Annotated in this window: 15 protein-coding genes; 6 read left to right on the top strand and 9 right to left on the bottom strand. The window is 67.6% G+C overall.

Annotated elements, in window-relative coordinates; translation table 11 throughout:
* Positions 1–3: 3 nt before the first annotated feature.
* From ACXKZF_RS10905 to ACXKZF_RS10885, 5 genes are all read left to right on the top strand, one after another.
* Positions 4–624 (top strand): hypothetical protein, encoded by a 621-nt coding sequence (locus ACXKZF_RS10905; RefSeq protein WP_488984205.1) that lies wholly within the window; start codon positions 4–6, stop codon positions 622–624.
* Between the two features lie 60 nt (positions 625–684).
* Positions 685–1,770: a hypothetical protein gene (locus ACXKZF_RS10900; RefSeq protein ID WP_488984204.1), complete on the top strand. Its 1,086-nt coding sequence runs from the start codon at positions 685–687 to the stop codon at positions 1,768–1,770.
* A gap of 38 nt (positions 1,771–1,808) precedes the next feature.
* Positions 1,809–2,105 carry an LPXTG cell wall anchor domain-containing protein gene (locus ACXKZF_RS10895; protein ID WP_488985996.1) on the top strand — a complete coding sequence of 99 codons (297 nt, stop codon included), beginning with the start codon at positions 1,809–1,811 and terminating at the stop codon, positions 2,103–2,105.
* Between the two features lie 270 nt (positions 2,106–2,375).
* Positions 2,376–5,609, top strand: a complete 3,234-nt coding sequence (locus tag ACXKZF_RS10890; protein WP_488984203.1) for a ricin-type beta-trefoil lectin domain protein — start codon at positions 2,376–2,378, stop codon at positions 5,607–5,609.
* A 211-nt stretch (positions 5,610–5,820) separates the two neighbouring features.
* The gene (locus tag ACXKZF_RS10885) at positions 5,821–6,171 is read left to right on the top strand and encodes an L-rhamnose mutarotase (protein ID WP_235561282.1); all 351 of its coding nucleotides are present in this window, start codon (positions 5,821–5,823) and stop codon (positions 6,169–6,171) included.
* On the opposite strand, the gene ACXKZF_RS10880 is transcribed toward ACXKZF_RS10885, so the two are convergent.
* The 5 genes from ACXKZF_RS10880 to ACXKZF_RS10860 form a co-directional block, all read right to left on the bottom strand.
* Entirely contained in the window at positions 6,161–6,919 is a 759-nt protein-coding gene (locus ACXKZF_RS10880) for a FadR/GntR family transcriptional regulator (RefSeq protein ID WP_055956837.1), read from the bottom strand. The two genes, ACXKZF_RS10885 and ACXKZF_RS10880, sit on opposite strands and share 11 nt — an antisense overlap.
* A gap of 10 nt (positions 6,920–6,929) precedes the next feature.
* Positions 6,930–8,093 (bottom strand): mandelate racemase/muconate lactonizing enzyme family protein, encoded by a 1,164-nt coding sequence (locus tag ACXKZF_RS10875; protein WP_055956840.1) that lies wholly within the window; start codon positions 8,091–8,093, stop codon positions 6,930–6,932.
* Between the two features lie 31 nt (positions 8,094–8,124).
* Entirely contained in the window at positions 8,125–9,015 is an 891-nt protein-coding gene (locus ACXKZF_RS10870; protein WP_488984202.1) for a carbohydrate ABC transporter permease, read from the bottom strand.
* Positions 9,002–9,877, bottom strand: a complete 876-nt coding sequence (locus tag ACXKZF_RS10865) for a carbohydrate ABC transporter permease (protein WP_488984201.1) — start codon at positions 9,875–9,877, stop codon at positions 9,002–9,004. The genes ACXKZF_RS10870 and ACXKZF_RS10865 overlap by 14 nt, the downstream gene beginning before the upstream one ends.
* Positions 9,878–9,956: 79 nt before the next feature.
* On the bottom strand, positions 9,957–11,327 hold the full coding sequence (locus ACXKZF_RS10860; protein WP_055956847.1) for an ABC transporter substrate-binding protein: 1,371 nt from the start codon (positions 11,325–11,327) through the stop codon (positions 9,957–9,959).
* A gap of 61 nt (positions 11,328–11,388) precedes the next feature.
* Between ACXKZF_RS10860 and ACXKZF_RS10855 the strand changes: the two genes are divergently transcribed.
* Positions 11,389–11,670 carry a dihydrofolate reductase family protein gene (locus ACXKZF_RS10855; RefSeq protein WP_055956850.1) on the top strand — a complete coding sequence of 94 codons (282 nt, stop codon included), beginning with the start codon at positions 11,389–11,391 and terminating at the stop codon, positions 11,668–11,670.
* On the opposite strand, the gene ACXKZF_RS10850 is transcribed toward ACXKZF_RS10855, so the two are convergent.
* The 4 genes from ACXKZF_RS10850 to ACXKZF_RS10835 are packed head-to-tail and all read right to left on the bottom strand — an operon-like array spanning position 11,630 to position 15,368.
* The gene (locus tag ACXKZF_RS10850; protein ID WP_055956854.1) at positions 11,630–12,058 is read right to left on the bottom strand and encodes a VOC family protein; all 429 of its coding nucleotides are present in this window, start codon (positions 12,056–12,058) and stop codon (positions 11,630–11,632) included. The two genes, ACXKZF_RS10855 and ACXKZF_RS10850, sit on opposite strands and share 41 nt — an antisense overlap.
* Positions 12,059–12,115: 57 nt before the next feature.
* Positions 12,116–13,411: an ABC transporter permease gene (locus ACXKZF_RS10845; RefSeq protein ID WP_055956857.1), complete on the bottom strand. Its 1,296-nt coding sequence runs from the start codon at positions 13,409–13,411 to the stop codon at positions 12,116–12,118.
* On the bottom strand, positions 13,411–14,277 hold the full coding sequence (locus ACXKZF_RS10840) for an ABC transporter ATP-binding protein (RefSeq protein WP_488984200.1): 867 nt from the start codon (positions 14,275–14,277) through the stop codon (positions 13,411–13,413). The genes ACXKZF_RS10845 and ACXKZF_RS10840 overlap by 1 nt, the downstream gene beginning before the upstream one ends.
* On the bottom strand, positions 14,274–15,368 hold the full coding sequence (locus tag ACXKZF_RS10835; protein ID WP_488984199.1) for a permuted SH3 domain-containing protein: 1,095 nt from the start codon (positions 15,366–15,368) through the stop codon (positions 14,274–14,276). The genes ACXKZF_RS10840 and ACXKZF_RS10835 overlap by 4 nt, the downstream gene beginning before the upstream one ends.
* Positions 15,369–15,451 lie beyond the last annotated feature (83 nt).

Below are 15,451 nucleotides of genomic sequence, written 5' to 3'. Positions count from 1 at the left end.
CCAATGAGCACGCGTAGCCTCGTTATCCGAGCGTCGGCCGTCGTCGTCGGATGCGTCATGATGGGCGGCGTCGCCAGCGCCGCATTCGCCGCCGATCCCGTGGGGCCTGACAGCGACGTCGACGTCTCGGTCGACATCGCCGACATCACCACCCCCGGCGTCCTGGCCATGACGGTCGACGGATCTTCCGCGACGCTGACCGAGTCGGGATCGACGGGAACCGTCCGTCAGTTCAGGGGGGCGCTGCCCACGGTCACCGTGACCGACACGCGCACCCCTGACGAGATCCCGGCCGGCGCGTTCTGGTACGTCGTCGGTACCTCGACGGACTTCGTCGGTGACTCCGGCCAGGACCCGATCAGCGCCGGCCACTTCGGCTGGACCCCCGAGGTCGCCGACCCCGACGGCACCGGACTGGTCGCGGCCGGTCCCGAGGTGGGCACGGTTCTCGACCCGGCACCGAACAACGTCGGCCTCGTCGACCAGGAGCTGCTCGCCCTCGCGAACGACTCTGCCGAGGCGGTCGGAACGTGGAAGGCGGATGCCGATCTGTTCCTGAAGGTGCCGGTCACCACGGACTCCGGAACGTACTCCTCCACCCTCACGCTGTCGCTCTTCGAGTGACTCCGGTGGCGGCGCCATCCGGCGCCGCCACCTCCCGAACGAACCGGACCCGCCGCCTCCATGCCGTACAGCTCTGCCATCCGTCGCGCCACATTCACGGCCCTGAGCGCCGTCATCCTCTCCGCTCTCGCGTCTGTCATGCCGGTCGGTGCAGCCGACGCGGAGACGGCGGACGCTTCCGCGTCATCACCGGTGACCTGGTCGGTACGACCGGGCACCGAGTCCGGCCCCGACGGACGCTCGTGGATCGAGCAGGAGCTCGCCCCCGGAGCGCGCAGCGAAGAACACCTCGTCCTGCGTAACTTGAGCACCGAGCCGGTCACCTTCGCCCTCACCGCGGCAGACGGCTACTTCACCGACACGGGGCGGTTCACGATGCTCCCCGCGAGCGAGGAATCCGTCGCGGCGGGCACTTGGATCTCGATCGCCCCCTCGATCACCGTGGGGCCCGATGAGACCGAGATCGTCCCCTTCACCACGACCGTTCCCGACAATGCCGAACCCGGCGACCACGCCGCCGGGGTTGCCGCGTCGGTAACGACCACGGCCGCTGATGCGGGGGGTGCCGCGGTGGGCGTGAACGGTCGCGTCGGTTTTCGGGTGATGACGCGGGTGACGGGGGCGCTCGCGCCGAGCGCGGAGGTGACGTCCGTCACCGCGGCGTACACGACGGCATGGAACCCCTTCTCCGGTGGAACGGTGGACGCAGAGGTCGTCCTCACCAACACCGGCAACACTCGCCTCGTCATCGCGGGGCGTATCGACATCGGCGGAACGTCGGTCGCCTTCCCCGATTCGGGCGCCGAGGCCCAGGAACTTCTTCCAGGCGAGAGTCGACGCTTCGCGGTTCGAATCGCCGACGTCGTGCCCCTGTTCCTGGTGCCGGTGGACGCGTCTGCCGATCTCACCGGAATCGCTCTCGACGGCGAGCAGGTGCCCTCGATCGTCGCCCGTGGCGGGACGACCGTGTGGGCGCCGCCGCTTCCTCAGCTCCTCCTGATGGCCGGTGCGGGTCTCATCGTCGGCGGCCTCACCTGGAGCACGATCCGCAACCGCCGACGCGTGCGCGCGTTGATCGCCCAGGCGCGTGAGGAGGGCGTCCGCGAGGCAGCCGCGTCGGTGACCGGCGACCGATCCGCATCGTGAGGACGCGAACGGTGCGAGCCACCTCGCGGACGACAGCGATGGTCGGTGTCATCCTGCTGGTTCCCGCTCTGCTCTGCGGGTCCGCGTCGACCGGTGCCGAGGATTGCCCGGATTCGGCCGCGAGCGTCACGGTGCGCATCTCACCTCGACCCGCGTCGAGTCCACTGCCGCAGGACGACTGCACGATCATCTGCGGCATCGAGGCACTACCGCGGACGGGCGGGGCAGTGGCGAGCCTCCTTCTCGCGGCAGGCGGTGTCGCCCTCGCGGGAGGGGTCGTCCTGCGACGCCGTTCTCGGCACCGTGCAAGCCTCGAGTCGTCGAGAGGCTCGTGATGGCGGGGCGGGGAGCCTCAGGGCGATCCAGGGTCGTGTGCGTCGATCCGGCCTGATCCGCGTCGGGTTCGTTCGGCGGACTCACGCCGCGACCGACTCGATAGGCACCCGCGATATCCGACCTCTCGGTATGCGAGATGGCGTTCGCGGCCCCGGAGACGCGGTCTTGAACGGAATGAAACCGTATTGGTAGGATGTCATAGGTATGCCTGCTGCAATGGCGGGTGTAGTGGTCTGAGGAGATCAACGATGCTCAACGATGAGACGTTCATGAGTACTTTTCGGTGGCGGGCGCTGATTGCGGGGCTCGCGGCGATCACTGTGTCGCTCGCCGGGGTGGTGTGGGCTCAGCCCGCCCCTGCCAACGCCGCAGCGGCGATCACGTTCACGGTGGATCCTCAAGGCGATGACTCCGCCGACGGCTCGTCGGCGTCACCCTTCAAGACCCTGGAAAGGGCACGGGATGCCGTGCGCGCCGTCAACGACGACATGACGGGCGACATCCGCGTCCTCCTCCGAGGTGGTACCTACCCCATCACGCAGACCATCGACTTCACGGTGGAGGATTCCGGCACCAACGGGCATCGCGTGATCTACGCCGCCGCCGAGGGGGAGCGCCCCGTGCTGGAAGCGGGAACCGCGGTGTCGGGGTGGACGCGGCACGATGGCGACGTGTGGAAGGCGCCTCTCGCCCGGGACAGCAAGCTCCGGTCGCTCTACGTCGATGGGCGGCGTGCCACGATGGCGAGCACCACGGTGTCGTCGCGGGGATGCGTCGGGACATACTCCATCACAGCCGGTCAGGCTCCCTGGGCATGGGAGTCGGGTACCGAATGCGATGGCATCGCGTATGACGCGGGGTCCGTTCCCGCCATCACTCGCAACGTGAATGACGTGGAGATCACCAGCGCGACGACCTGGACGACGGCCCTGGTCGGTGTGCGCGCGGTCGACACCATCTCGGGAGGAAACCAACGTCTGCTGCGACTGCAACAACCGGGTGCGGCGATCGCGATGGGGGCGATGTACGGGCCCTTCGCCACGGGGGGCACGCACACGATCAGCAATGCCTACGAGTTCCTCGACGCCGCGGGCGAGTTCTACTTCGACCGTGCCGCTCAGACCGTCTTCTACAAGGCCGCGTCCGGTGTGGACATGGCGAAGACTCCGGTGGTGGCGCCCAACAAGCTCGAGACCGTTCTCGATATCGCCGGAAACTCGACTTCAGATCGCATCCAGAACCTCAGCTTCGAGGGTCTGACGGTCGAACACACCGACTGGAACCTCGCGACGGTCGACGGTTCGATGGTCAAGCAGGCGACGCAGTCCAACCTGTCGAACGTGGCCTATGCCAAGAGCAATTGGCACCAGTACGAGTACCGAAATGTCGATCTTGCTCCGGCAGCCATCGAGGTGTCCAGTGCAAGCGGGCTCTCGTTCACGCGCAACAGCGTGAACCACGCCGGTGCCGACGGCCTCAGCCTGATGAACGACGTCGTCGACAGCGACGTCACGGGGAACTCGACGAGCGACATCGGCGGAACGGCGATCAGCATCGGCCACCCCCAGCATGTCTACATCGGCGACGGCACGCCCACGAACGGGGAGAAGTACATGCCTGGCGTTGAGGGTGCGCCCACCGACATCCGGGTCACCAACAACTACCTCTACGACACCGGCACCCTTTTCGCGGGATCGCCCGTCGTCGCGGCCTATTTCTTGGACGGGCTCGTCTTCGAACACAACCGTGTAGAGAAGACGACCTGGAACGGAATCTCGTTGGGCTGGGGCTGGAAGGACTTCGACGGCGACGCGAACTCGGTCCGCCCCGGAGTACCGACCACCGTCGCGCGCGACAACTCCGTTCGATACAACGCGTTCTACGACACCATGGGCGCACTCGCTGACTCCGCTCCCATCTACACGCTCGGGTCGCAGCCGGGCACCGAGCTGTCGAGCAACTACATCCAGGGCGTACGCGCGGGTCACACCTACGGCCTGCACCCTGACGAGGGATCCGCCTCACTCCGATGGGACAAGAACGTCCTGAACATCTCCGAGGGTGTGCTGTGGGCCTTGAACTCGGGGGTGTGGGGTCGGCAGAACAACCTGACGATCACCAACACCTGGTCGCCCAACAACAAGATCTACGAGGCCGTCGTTCCCCAGAGTCGTATCGACAACCTGCTGGTGTTCCCCGACAAGATCTGGCCGCGTGAGGCGTACGACGTCGCCCTCGGTTCCGGTCTGCAGCCGGAGTACTGGGACCTCCTGGCACCACCGGTGCTGTCGTCGGCCGATCAGGTGTTGCCGACGAGCGTGCGCGTGGAGAGCGGCAGCGCATCGATCCCGATCAGGCGCTCGGCTGACCCGACCCGCTCGGTCTGGATCGCACCGGAGGGGACGACGTCGTTCGTGCCTGGAGCGACGATCACGACGGCGTCCGGTTCGGCGGAGTCCATCGCCGTTCCTGCGACCCCGGGCAAGTACCGTCTGTTCACCCTCGACTCGGCAGGCGCGGCGTCGTCCCCCTCGACGGGCGTCATCTGGCGTACCGATGCCGCACCGACCAACGCGAAGATCACCGAAACCCGAGCGGGCCGGTGCATCGACGTCGGCGGTTCGGGTTCGCGCGGCGCGCTTGCGAATTGCGACGGCGGAGCCGACCAGTCATTCACCTACACGGCGGAGCGTGAGCTGCGCGTGCTCGACAAATGCCTCGCAGCGGAGGGCGGCAACCGCGCGCTCGAGACCCCGCTTGCGGCGCAGGACTGCACGGGATCGCCCGACCAGAAATGGGAGATCATCAGCAACGGCAATCTCGTCGGAGTCGGGTCGGGCCTGTGCGCCGACGGCCTGGGCGGCGGCAACAGCGTGGGAACGAGGATCGGCTTGTGGACCTGCACCGACGCCGTCAACCAGGTGTGGCGAATCATCAGCCCGCCCGTCACCACCGCCCCCGCAGCACCGACGGCCGTCAGCGCGGTGTCCGACGGAGATGACGTTCTCGTCTCGTGGACTGCCCCCTCGTCGAACGGGGGAAGTGCCGTGCTCGAGTACCGCGTGTACGCCACGGGCGGTGCCGCGCCCGTCGCCGTCGCGGCAGCCGGGGCTGCGCAGGTGCGTGTGACGGGGATCGCGCCGGGAACGAGGGCCGCCTACGTCGTGTCGGCCGTCAATGTTGTCGGCGAGGGTGCTCGATCGACAGCGAGCGCATTCGTCACCACCCCGGCCTTCACCGTCAAGGCGGAGTCGCGGTGCGTGGGAGGGAAGGCGTACGTCCTGATGTCCCTCCGCAACAACGGGCAGGCTCCGCTCGATGCGACGTTGGCCTCGCCCTACGGCGAGAAGTCGTTCGCGCAGGTCACCACGAACAAGACGGTCACCGCGACGGTGAACAGCCGAACGGCGGTCCTGCCGTCGGGGCAGATCACCGCCACAGTGGAGGCGGGCGGCAGTTCGTGGACGCGGACGGCCCCGTACGCCGCAGTGCAGTGCCGATGAGGTTCGCAATCGTGGCGTGAGGATCGGCCGCGGGAACGTGGCCGATTCACCGCCCGCGCATGCTCCGGGTCGACGACGCTCCCGTCTGGACACTCCGTCCCGGACGGGAGCGTCGGACGTCGATCCGCGGCGAGGAGGCCCCGCCGGTTTCGACGACCACGGCGGGAGAACGACCGAGAATCGTACGTGCTTCACAGGAGGAGGAAAGACGATGTCCGAGATGTCCACGGTGCGTCGAGCGGGTGCTGTCATCGGTCTCCGCGGGTCCGCAATCGCCGAGTACGAGCGGTACCACCGCGAGGTGTGGCCCGACGTGCTCGCGGCGATATCCGCCGCCGGCATCCGCACCTATTCGATCTATCGGTACGGGACGCTGCTGTTCTCGTATTGGGAGTACGAGGGCACGGACTACGAGGGCGACCTCGCCGCACTCGACCTGATACCCGCCTGCATCGAATGGAACGCCCTGATGGCGACGCTCCAGGCACCCGTCGATGGCGCCGAGCAGGCCCGGTGGCTCCCGCTACCCGAGGTGTTCCACCTCGATGGCCTCAGGGACTGAGGTGGTGGTCTCCGTCGAGGGGGCGGCGGCGGCGCCACGAACCCAGGATGTGCTCCTCCATCGCGACGCGGGCTGCACGGGCGTCGCGAGCGTGGATGGCTGCGAAGACGCGTTCGTGTTCGTCCAGTGTGCGCTTCAATCCATCCGCGGGGATGTTTCCCTCCCACCGGGCTGATTGCAGTGGTCGGACGAAGAACGAGCGCGCGATTATCCCTGCGATCCGGTTCTTGCTGGCGACCATGGTGGCGAAGTGGAACTGCTTGTCGGCTTCCAGGAAGGCGACGCTATCGCCTTGCAGACGTCGCATGTCCTTCAGGTGCTCTTCGATCGTGAGGAGCGCCTCAGCGCTTCCGTTCGCGGCCACCTCGCTCGCCATCACACCCTCCAGCGCCGCACGCACCACGCTCACTTCGTCGAGCACGCCGAGCGAGGCATCATGTCGCACGAGAGCATCGAAGACGTCCGGGTCCAACACATTCCAGTCGCTGAAGTGGCGCACCTGCGTTCCGCGCCCTTGCGTGACCAGGATGAGTCCCTTCTCCTGGATCCGCTTGATGCACTCTCGGATGACCGTCCGACTCACGCCGAACTCGTCGCACAATGCTTGTTCCGGAGGGAGGAACTCGCCGATAGCGACGGTTCCGGTGACGATCATCTCGACGAGCTCTTCGAGAACGCGAACGCCGATGCGATCGATATGTCCCCTCTTCGGGCGCAACACATGCTCATCGAACGAGGCGGAAGGCATAGGGTGCATGCTACTCCGGGGAAACGGTCCGGGACGGGAGGCGCACACTCAACTCGAGGCCCGCTCGGCTGCTGCGCACGTGCGGTCCGGTGGCGCCGCCCCACACGTAATCGGCGGCACCGTGTCCGACTCCGGCATCGACCACGACGCCGGCGCCGGGGAGATCGCCGAGGACGAGTCCACCGTCGGCGACCTCGTAGTCGAGGCGGATGCCAGCGGGCATGCGCGGCGTCGTGACCTCGGTCATGAGGTGGTTGGGGATGGCGGTGGCCACACTCGAGACCGCCGGGTTGGATCCCATGCCGATCGGGCTGACGACGAGGTCGCGCGCATGAGCGGCGATGGCGACGCGAAGACCGTGCGTCACACCCCAGACCGCGGACGACTGCACGATGTCGACCGCCTGGGCGTCGAAGAGCTGTTGATACTGCTCCAGTCCTGTCAGGTTCTCTCCGGTGGCGACGGCAGGCGCGACGCTGTCGCGGAGCCGGCGGAGTCCTTGCGCATCCCACCGTCGCAGTGGTTCCTCGATCCAGGCCAGCTCCACCGTCTCTTCGAGGTGGCGGATGTAGCGAACGGCTTGAGTCAGATTCCAGGACTCATTGGCATCCAGCATGACCAACGGTTCGTCGGTCGCGCGGCCGAGGACGTCGCGTACCAGCGCAAGTCGCTCGGAATCGTGCTGCACGTCCCGACCGCCCTTGAGCTTGGCGGCGGTGAATCCCCGATCGCTCATGGTGCGGTAGTAGGCGCCGAGCGCGTCCGAATCGAGGGCGATGTCGAGCCCCGATGCATAACCGGGGACGAACCGATCGCGCCCGCCCAGGAGACGCCACAGAGGCTGCCCCGCCGACTTCGCCTTGATGTCCCAGAAGGCGGTGTCGAGGGCGCCGATCCCACCGAAGGTCGCACCCCCGTGGCCGTTCTTGAACATTCGAGAGATCATCCGGTCATACAGCGCCGAGGTGGCTCGAGGATCCTCTCCCTCGACCGCCTCGAACAGCTGGGGGATGCCGTCGTGCATCCCCATCCCCACCCCCTCGATCCCCTCGTCGGTCTCGACGATCACGATGGGGAGGGCAGTGATGCCCGAGGCGATGAAGCCGTTCACGTCGCCGACGGGGCGGCCCCAATCGACGGTGGTGTTGATCAGCCGGTAGCCGGTGATCTTCATAGCTGGACCTTTCCTACCCCGGGTGCCGGGGTCATTCCTTCGTTCCGCCCGCGGTCATTCCCTCGACGAGGAATCTCTGCGAGAAGAGGAAGACGATCAGGATGGGCGCGACCGAGACGAGAGTGGCCAGCGCCATCACGGGCAGATCGAGCGTCACCGATGCGGCCGAGGTCGGGTTGAAGAGGGGAACGTTCGACAGCAGTTCGGCCAGACCCACCTGGATGGGCGCCTTACGGCCGGGCTCCATCACGAACGGCAGGAAGTAGTTGTTCCAGTTGCCGACGAGGTTGAAGAAGCCCACCAGCGCGATCACGGGGGTGGCCAGGGGCAGCGCCACCGAGCGGAACACCCGCAGCTCGCTCGCGCCGTCGATGCGAGCGGCGTTGAGCAGGTCTTCCGAGACGCTCGTCGTGAAGTAGATGTACGTCAGATACACCCCGAACGGGAAGAAGGAGAAGGGCAAGATGACGGCCCATGGTGTGCCCACCAGCTTCAGCGCGCTCATCTCGAGGAAGACCGGCAGGACGAGTGCGGTGTTCGGGATGAGCATGACGACGAGCGTCACGACGAGCAGGAGGCCGCGGCCCCGGAACTTCGTCATGGCCAGGGCGTAGCCCGCGGGGATGGTCACGAGCAGAGTGAGAACCAGGGCGACGCCGGTATACAACACCGCGTTGCCGGTCCACTGCCAGATGATGCCGTTCTGGAACTCGGAGAGCCGCGCCCAGTTTTCGGCGATCGTCGCGAACGACCCGAAGCTGAAGGGCGGTTGGCCGGTCAGCTCGGTCGACGACTTGGACGGCGCCAGCAGCAACCACACGACCGGAAGGCCGAAGACGAGGACGAAGAACAGGATGATCACGGTGACCAATGACCGGCCGAGGAAGGCGGCCGGGGTCAACACGCGCTTAGTCGCGTTCAAAGAGTCCCCCTCGGAAGACGAAGAAGGCGGCAAGGCCCGCGGCGACGACCAGCAGAAGCAGCGAGATCGCCGCGGAGCCGTTGAAGTCGTTCTGCCGGAAGGCGTGGAGGTAGGCCACCTGGTTGAGCGAGTAGTCCAGACCGACGACGCCCTTGCTCGCCTGCGAGAGCACCCGCGGTTCGACGAAAAGCTGCGTACCGGCGGCGAGCGACATGACGGCCATGTACGAGATCCACTTGCGCAGCAGCGGGATCTGGATGTACCAGGCTGTGGCGATCGGGCCCGCACCGTCGATGCGGGCGGCCTCCATGACCTCGACGCTGATGTTGTTCAGCGCGCCGTACATGATGACGATCCAGCCACCGGCTCCCGCCCAGAAGGCGATGACGGTGAAAACGACGGGCAGATTTCCCTCGTTGCCGACGACGTCGACGAAGGTGTTGAAGCCGAGCGCCCTCAGGAGACCGCTCACAGGGCTCACTGTCGGGTCGAGCATGAACAGCCAGAGCAGCACGCTGGAGGCGCCGGCGAGTGCGCCGGGGATGTAGAAGATGAAACGTGCCGTGGACGAGAGCCACCGCACACGGATCGCATGGACGATGACGGCGAGGATGACGACGATGACCACCAAGGTGGTCAGCCAAATCGCCACGAAGGCCCCGACGTGTCCCACAGCGGGCAGAAAGCGGAAATCGGTGACGACGCGCTGGAAGTTCTCGAACCAGACGAAGGCACCGTCGCGGGTGAAGGCGAGAAAGGCGGCGTACAGCGTCGGGATGACGCCGAACGCCAGCAGCAGCACGACGTAGCCACCGACCATGAGGTAGGCGAACGTCGACTGCGCTTTTCGGAGGGAGAGCATGGTCACTTCCGTTCGGGGGGAAGAGCTGGCCGCAGCGGTGAAGAAAGCTGCGGCCAGCTCAGGGGAGGGGGCGGAGCGGCTATTCGGCGACCGTGTAGCCCTGCACCTGCGCCTGATTGTCCATCTCGGTCTTCCAGGCGTCGCTCACGCTGGCGACGGTGTCGCCTGCGGTGATGGCAGGCAGCACGACCTTGGAGTAGGCGGCCTCGACGCTGAAGCCGGGGTAGCCCCAGTCCTGCCACACCGAACTCGCGGCGGCGGAGATGTTGCCGGTGAAATCGCCGGTGTAGAAGTTGGATGCCGCCTGCTCGGCCAGCCAGGAGTCCGCTGCCGACTGGTACGCGGGCAGACCCGACGCCAGTGTCACGGCGTCGTCGGAGCTGGTGACGAACTCGAGGAACGTCTTGACCGCGTCGAGGTTCTTCGAGTGGCTCGAGGCGTACCAGACGCCGCCGCCGACGTTGCCGGTGACCTTGTCTCCATCCGACCAGGTCAAGGGAGCCCCCACACCGATCGTGCCCGCGGAGTAGCCGAGGCTCTCGGGATTTTCGAACAGCGCTCCGGAGTACCAGGCCGGACCCGGGATGCCGAGCATCTTGTCCTTGTACTTCGCGACGAAGTCGGTGCCGAAGACGCTGTCCGTGACGAGCGTGCCATTACCGAGCATGTGGTCGATCAGTTCGGTGACCTTCTCGGAGTTCGGGTCGGAGAAGTTCGAGCTGAAGGTGTCGCCGTCGACCTGGAAGATGGGCGCTTCGCCACCCCAGTAGTAGACGTAGGGAGCCTGGAACGAGTCGCCCACCGAGCCGAGAATGTAGCCCGGGTGCTCGGCAGCGACCTTGTCGCTGAGTTCCTTGTACTGCTCCCAGGTCGTGGGCACGTCGTATCCGAACTGGTCGAACAGCGCCTGGTTGTACCAGAACACGACGGGGGCGAGGTCGTTGCGGAGGCCGTAGACGGTGTCGTCCACGGTCATGGGGGTGAGTGCGCCGTCGGTGAAGCCGTCGAGGAAGCTCTGATCGAAGAAGCCCTTGTTGAGGGGAGCGGCGAACGCCTGGACGCCGTTGTTCTCCTTGGATGCCCACGAGGTGTCGTTCTGCTGCGTGGAGAAGACCACGTCGGGCCAGCCCTCGCCCGACTGATCGAACAGCGCCACCTTCTGCTGGAACGAGCCCGAGCCGCCGGCGCCACCGTCGTAGGTTTCGATGTTCAGCGGGACGTCGGGGTTGGCCGTCTCGAATGCCTGCGCGAGAGGCTCACGCGAGGAGTCCACCCACACGGTGATGGCGCCGGAGGTATCTTGATCGGCGGCGGTGAAGCCGTATGCGCTGTCCGCGTCGCCTCCGCCGGTCGCTCCGGGGCTGCACGCGCTGAGCGCGAGAGCCGACACGACGGCGAGGCCACCGGCCAGGGTGAGACGGCGACGGGCGCCGGGGAAGTGCTGCGGCATTGCTGAACTCCTGTCTTCTTCGACGAGGTCGGGTGACCGGTGTCAAATATAGCTCATACGTATGAGGTTTACCTCGACCGCTCCGTACGAGGTCGTCCGCGGCATCGCCCGGATGGGCGCTCTCCTGCTCGGCCGCCGGACGTACGACGTCCTCGCGGGGTATCGGCCGCACCACACGACCGGCGTCGACGGTGAGATCGGAACCCGTCTCGACGCGATCCCGAACTACGTCGTGTCGCAGCAGCGTCTGACGGCCCGCGGCGCCCCCGGGGTGGGCCGGGCCGCGGAGGTGCGAGCGCTGCTCAGATCCCTTCGGCCCACCCGCCGGGAGCGGCGATGTTGAACATCCACGCGACACCCCACGGGTCGGTCAGTTCACCGTAGAGGTCTCCCCACACCTGCTTCTCCAGGGGCTGGACGACCTTCGCGCCCTGCTCGACGAACCGATCGTAGAACCCCTGTACGCGATCGAGCTCGTCGCTCATGAAGGCGGCCTGCGCGCGACTGGTTCCCCAGCCTCCGGCGGGCTCCTGGAACGCGTCCGCGCCCATGACGGTGAACCCGTCGGCACGGAGTTCGGAATGCATGACGCCGTCGGCGGGGGCGTCCGTCATACCGAAGTCGGCGAAGGTGCTGATGGTGAGTTCCCCTCCGAACACGGACTGGTACAACGTCATCGCTTCGCGCGCGGCGCCGGAGAACGAGAGGTACACGACGAGAGAAGTCGACACGGCGGCATCCTTCCAACGGGGACGAATCGCCCTCACCCTAGACCCGGGCCCCTCGCGTCAATAGCGGATCGCGTCGATGACCTTCACACGCACCGCGACGAGCGCGGGAAGAAGACCCGCCAGAGCGCCGACGGCGGTCGCGGCGACGAGGCCGGTGATGGCGGCATCCGCGGGGAAGGGCGGGAAGTCGCTGATCATTCCCTGACCGATGAGGTCGCGTACCGCGGGGGACTGCACGACCAGGATCGAGACGATCACGCCCACCCCGCCCGCGACCACCGTGGCGACGACGCTCTCCATCATCACCGCGAAGAACACCCGGCTCGCCGTCGCACCGAAGCTCCGGCGGATCCCGATCTCGCGCACGCGCTGCTTCACCGTGACGAGGGCGATATTCACCAAACCCAGGGCGCCCAGCAGCAGTACCAGAACCGCGATGCCGGTGACGACGGTGCGGGTGACCGCGAACGGGTCGTCGCCGTACGTCGCCCAGTCCTGCCGGTTGATGTTGACCTCGACGCCGTCGCCGAGGGCTCCGGCGAGGTCGCGCGTGACGAGCGTGGTCAGCTGGTCGGACAGCTCGGTCGGCACCCACATCTCGTACTGCGTCTGGGGGGCGCCGCCGCCGTACGGATCGACGGGGGCTGCCGCGCTCGCTCCGCGCTCGCCGGCGGCGGCGTCCTGCATCGCGGTCATGTGATCGATGAGCATGAACATCGACGGGGCTGTGTCCCACGTCGATGACGGGGTGACACCGACCACGACAGCGCGCACGCCGCCGGACGGGATTCCGGATGCCGAGTCCGGCACTCCCTGTCCGCCCAGTGCGACGACCGGGTGGCTCGACAGCGGCGGTCGGCCCATCCGGTCCCAGAAGATCTCGTTGACGATGACCTGCGGCGCGAGCTGCTGCGTGTCGAGGGCGGTGAACCACTCGCCCTCGCGCATCTGCACGCGATGCATCTCGCCGTACGGCTGGTCCACCGCCTGTGTGCCGACTTCCACGGTCCCGTCGGCGAAGGGCACGAGGTTCGTCGTGTTCTGCAGACGGCTCGCGTAGGTCACGTCGTAGCGCTCTACGACCGCGGCCCAGGCGGCATCCATCCGCTCGGGATCCAGCGGTTCGCCGCCGCTCGGGAACACGGAGACGACAAGCGTGGCGGGGCGGCCGGAGCTGCGCTCGCTGAGCTCCTGGTTCGCCTGCTGCACGATCGCCCCGAGGGCGACGACGGTGGTGAGTGAGCACACGGCGACGGCGACGCCCACGAGCGAGAGGAGAACACGGGTGCGATGAACCCGCACCTCCTGCCAGGCCTCCAACAGGGCGCCGACGAGGGCTGTCAGGGCGCGCATCAGGAGTCTGTCCGCTCGGTGCTCACGGGTGGCGCGTCGGAAGACGAGGTCGACTGTTCGCGCAGACCGAGGCGCTCGAGGGTGGAGTCGGCGTCGGCGTCGGGGGAATCGGCGGCCCCGCTCCCCTCGGCATCCGGGGTCACCTGGCGCCTGTCGCGGCGCATGGGCGGTTCGAGGCTCGGATCGTCGACGGGCGTGAGCACGCCGCGGTCGAGCCGGAAGTGGCGGCGCGCGCGCCGGGCGATCGTGGGGTCGTGCGTGATCGTCACCTGGGCAGCCCCGGTGCGGACGGCCACCTCGTCGATCAGCTCCATGACGCTCTGACCGGTGTCGAGGTCGAGGGCACCGGTGGGTTCGTCGGCGAGGATCAGCCGCGGGCCGCGGACGAGCGACCGGGCGATGGCGACCCGCTGCTGCTCGCCTCCGGACAGGCGGTCGGGCATGCTGCTGAGACGGTGCCCGAGGCCTACGAGCTCGAGCATTTCGGCCGCGATCCTCTTGCGGCGCCAGAACGTGCGCCCCGTCGAGTACAGCAGCGGCATGGTGACGTTCTCAAGGGCTGTGCGTCCGGGGAGAAGGTTGAACTGCTGGAAGACGAAGCCGATGGCGGCACCGCGCAGACGGTCGCGCCTGGCCGCGGAGTACGCCTTCACCGGGCGATCGTCGAAGGTGACCTCGCCGCTCGTGGGCAGATCGAGCAGGCCGAGCATGTTCAGCAGCGTCGACTTGCCGGAGCCCGAGCGGCCCACGATCGACACGTGGTCGCCGGGCTCGATGGTCAGGTCGACCCCCGAGAGGATCGTCAGCGCGGGCTGGTCCGGCGGGATCACCGTGCGGGTGACCTCGCTCAGGGTGAGCAGACTCACGACGCGGGGGCCTGTTCGCAGTACATTCCGCCGTCGGGGTAGACGGTGCATCCGTCGTCGGGCACCGACATCGCGCCCGGGGCGAACTCCAGGATCTCGTCGCCCTCTGCGAGGCCCTCGGTGACCTGCACCTGCGTGCCGTCGGTGAGGCCGAGGGCGACGGCGCGCTCCTCGGTGGAGCCGTCTGCGGCCGTGACCCACACGGTGCCGCTCTGCGCCGCCCCACGCACGGCGGTCGTCGGGACGATCAGCACGTTCTCGGCTCGCCCGCCGGCGATCGTCATCTCGGCGGCGAGGCCGGCGAAGACGGTGACATCGCCCGGGACCGAGCACGTGGCGGTCGTGCCGGACCCGGCGGCCCCGGTGGCCGTGCCGCCCCCGCCTTCGCTCCCGTCGACGGCGCCGGTGCCGGCGGTGTCGCCGCCGGTGCTGCCGGCCAGCGGTGTCGTGATGCGCAGGTTGCCGCACGTGAAGGCCGCGGGCCCGCCGGTGATCGTCACGGTCGCCTCGGTGGGGCGATCGAGCAGACGGTACTGCTGCGACGGCTCGAGCGTGCCCGTCACCGAGAAGGTGGGCGGTGCCACGGTGCCGGTGGTCGCGCCGATCGTGACGTCCTGGTTCGCGATCACCGAGAGCGAGCTGAGCGTGCCCGCAGCGGGGGCGGTGACCTCCACGTAGCGGAAGATCGCCGGCTTGGGTCTGCCCTCGGCATCCACGCTGTCGGCGGGGTCCCGCTCGATCGGCACCTTCACGTCGAAGACCACGTCGCCCTGCGCGACGGTGGCGCCCTGGGCCACGAAGATCTTGTTCACCGTGCCCGCGGCCGTCGACTTCATCGCGACGGCGGCGTCGGCCGAGACGGTGGCCTTGAGGACGACGTCGTTCGTGATGGTGCCCAGCGACGCAACCGTGCGCGGCTCGACGATCGCGCCCGTGGGCACGGCCGGCGAGGCGTCGACCGGGCGGTCGGGGAAGAACGCCAGCTTGACGAGTGCGGCCGCCACGAGGGCGACCAGAAGAATACGCAGAATCGGAAAGACCCACGTGCGTGCGATCCCCATGAAACCCCCCGGAACGGAAATCGTCGTCATCGAACGCCTTCCACCCTAGGGGGGAGGGCGCGACGTCCCAGAACGGGGTGGTCCCGCATCGTCTGTTCCGCGGCGTTTTTCGC

This window comes from Microbacterium sp. ABR10, from assembly GCF_057812175.1.
Note: the sequence above shows the minus strand (reverse complement) of the source record. Positions and strands in the feature narration are given on the sequence as shown.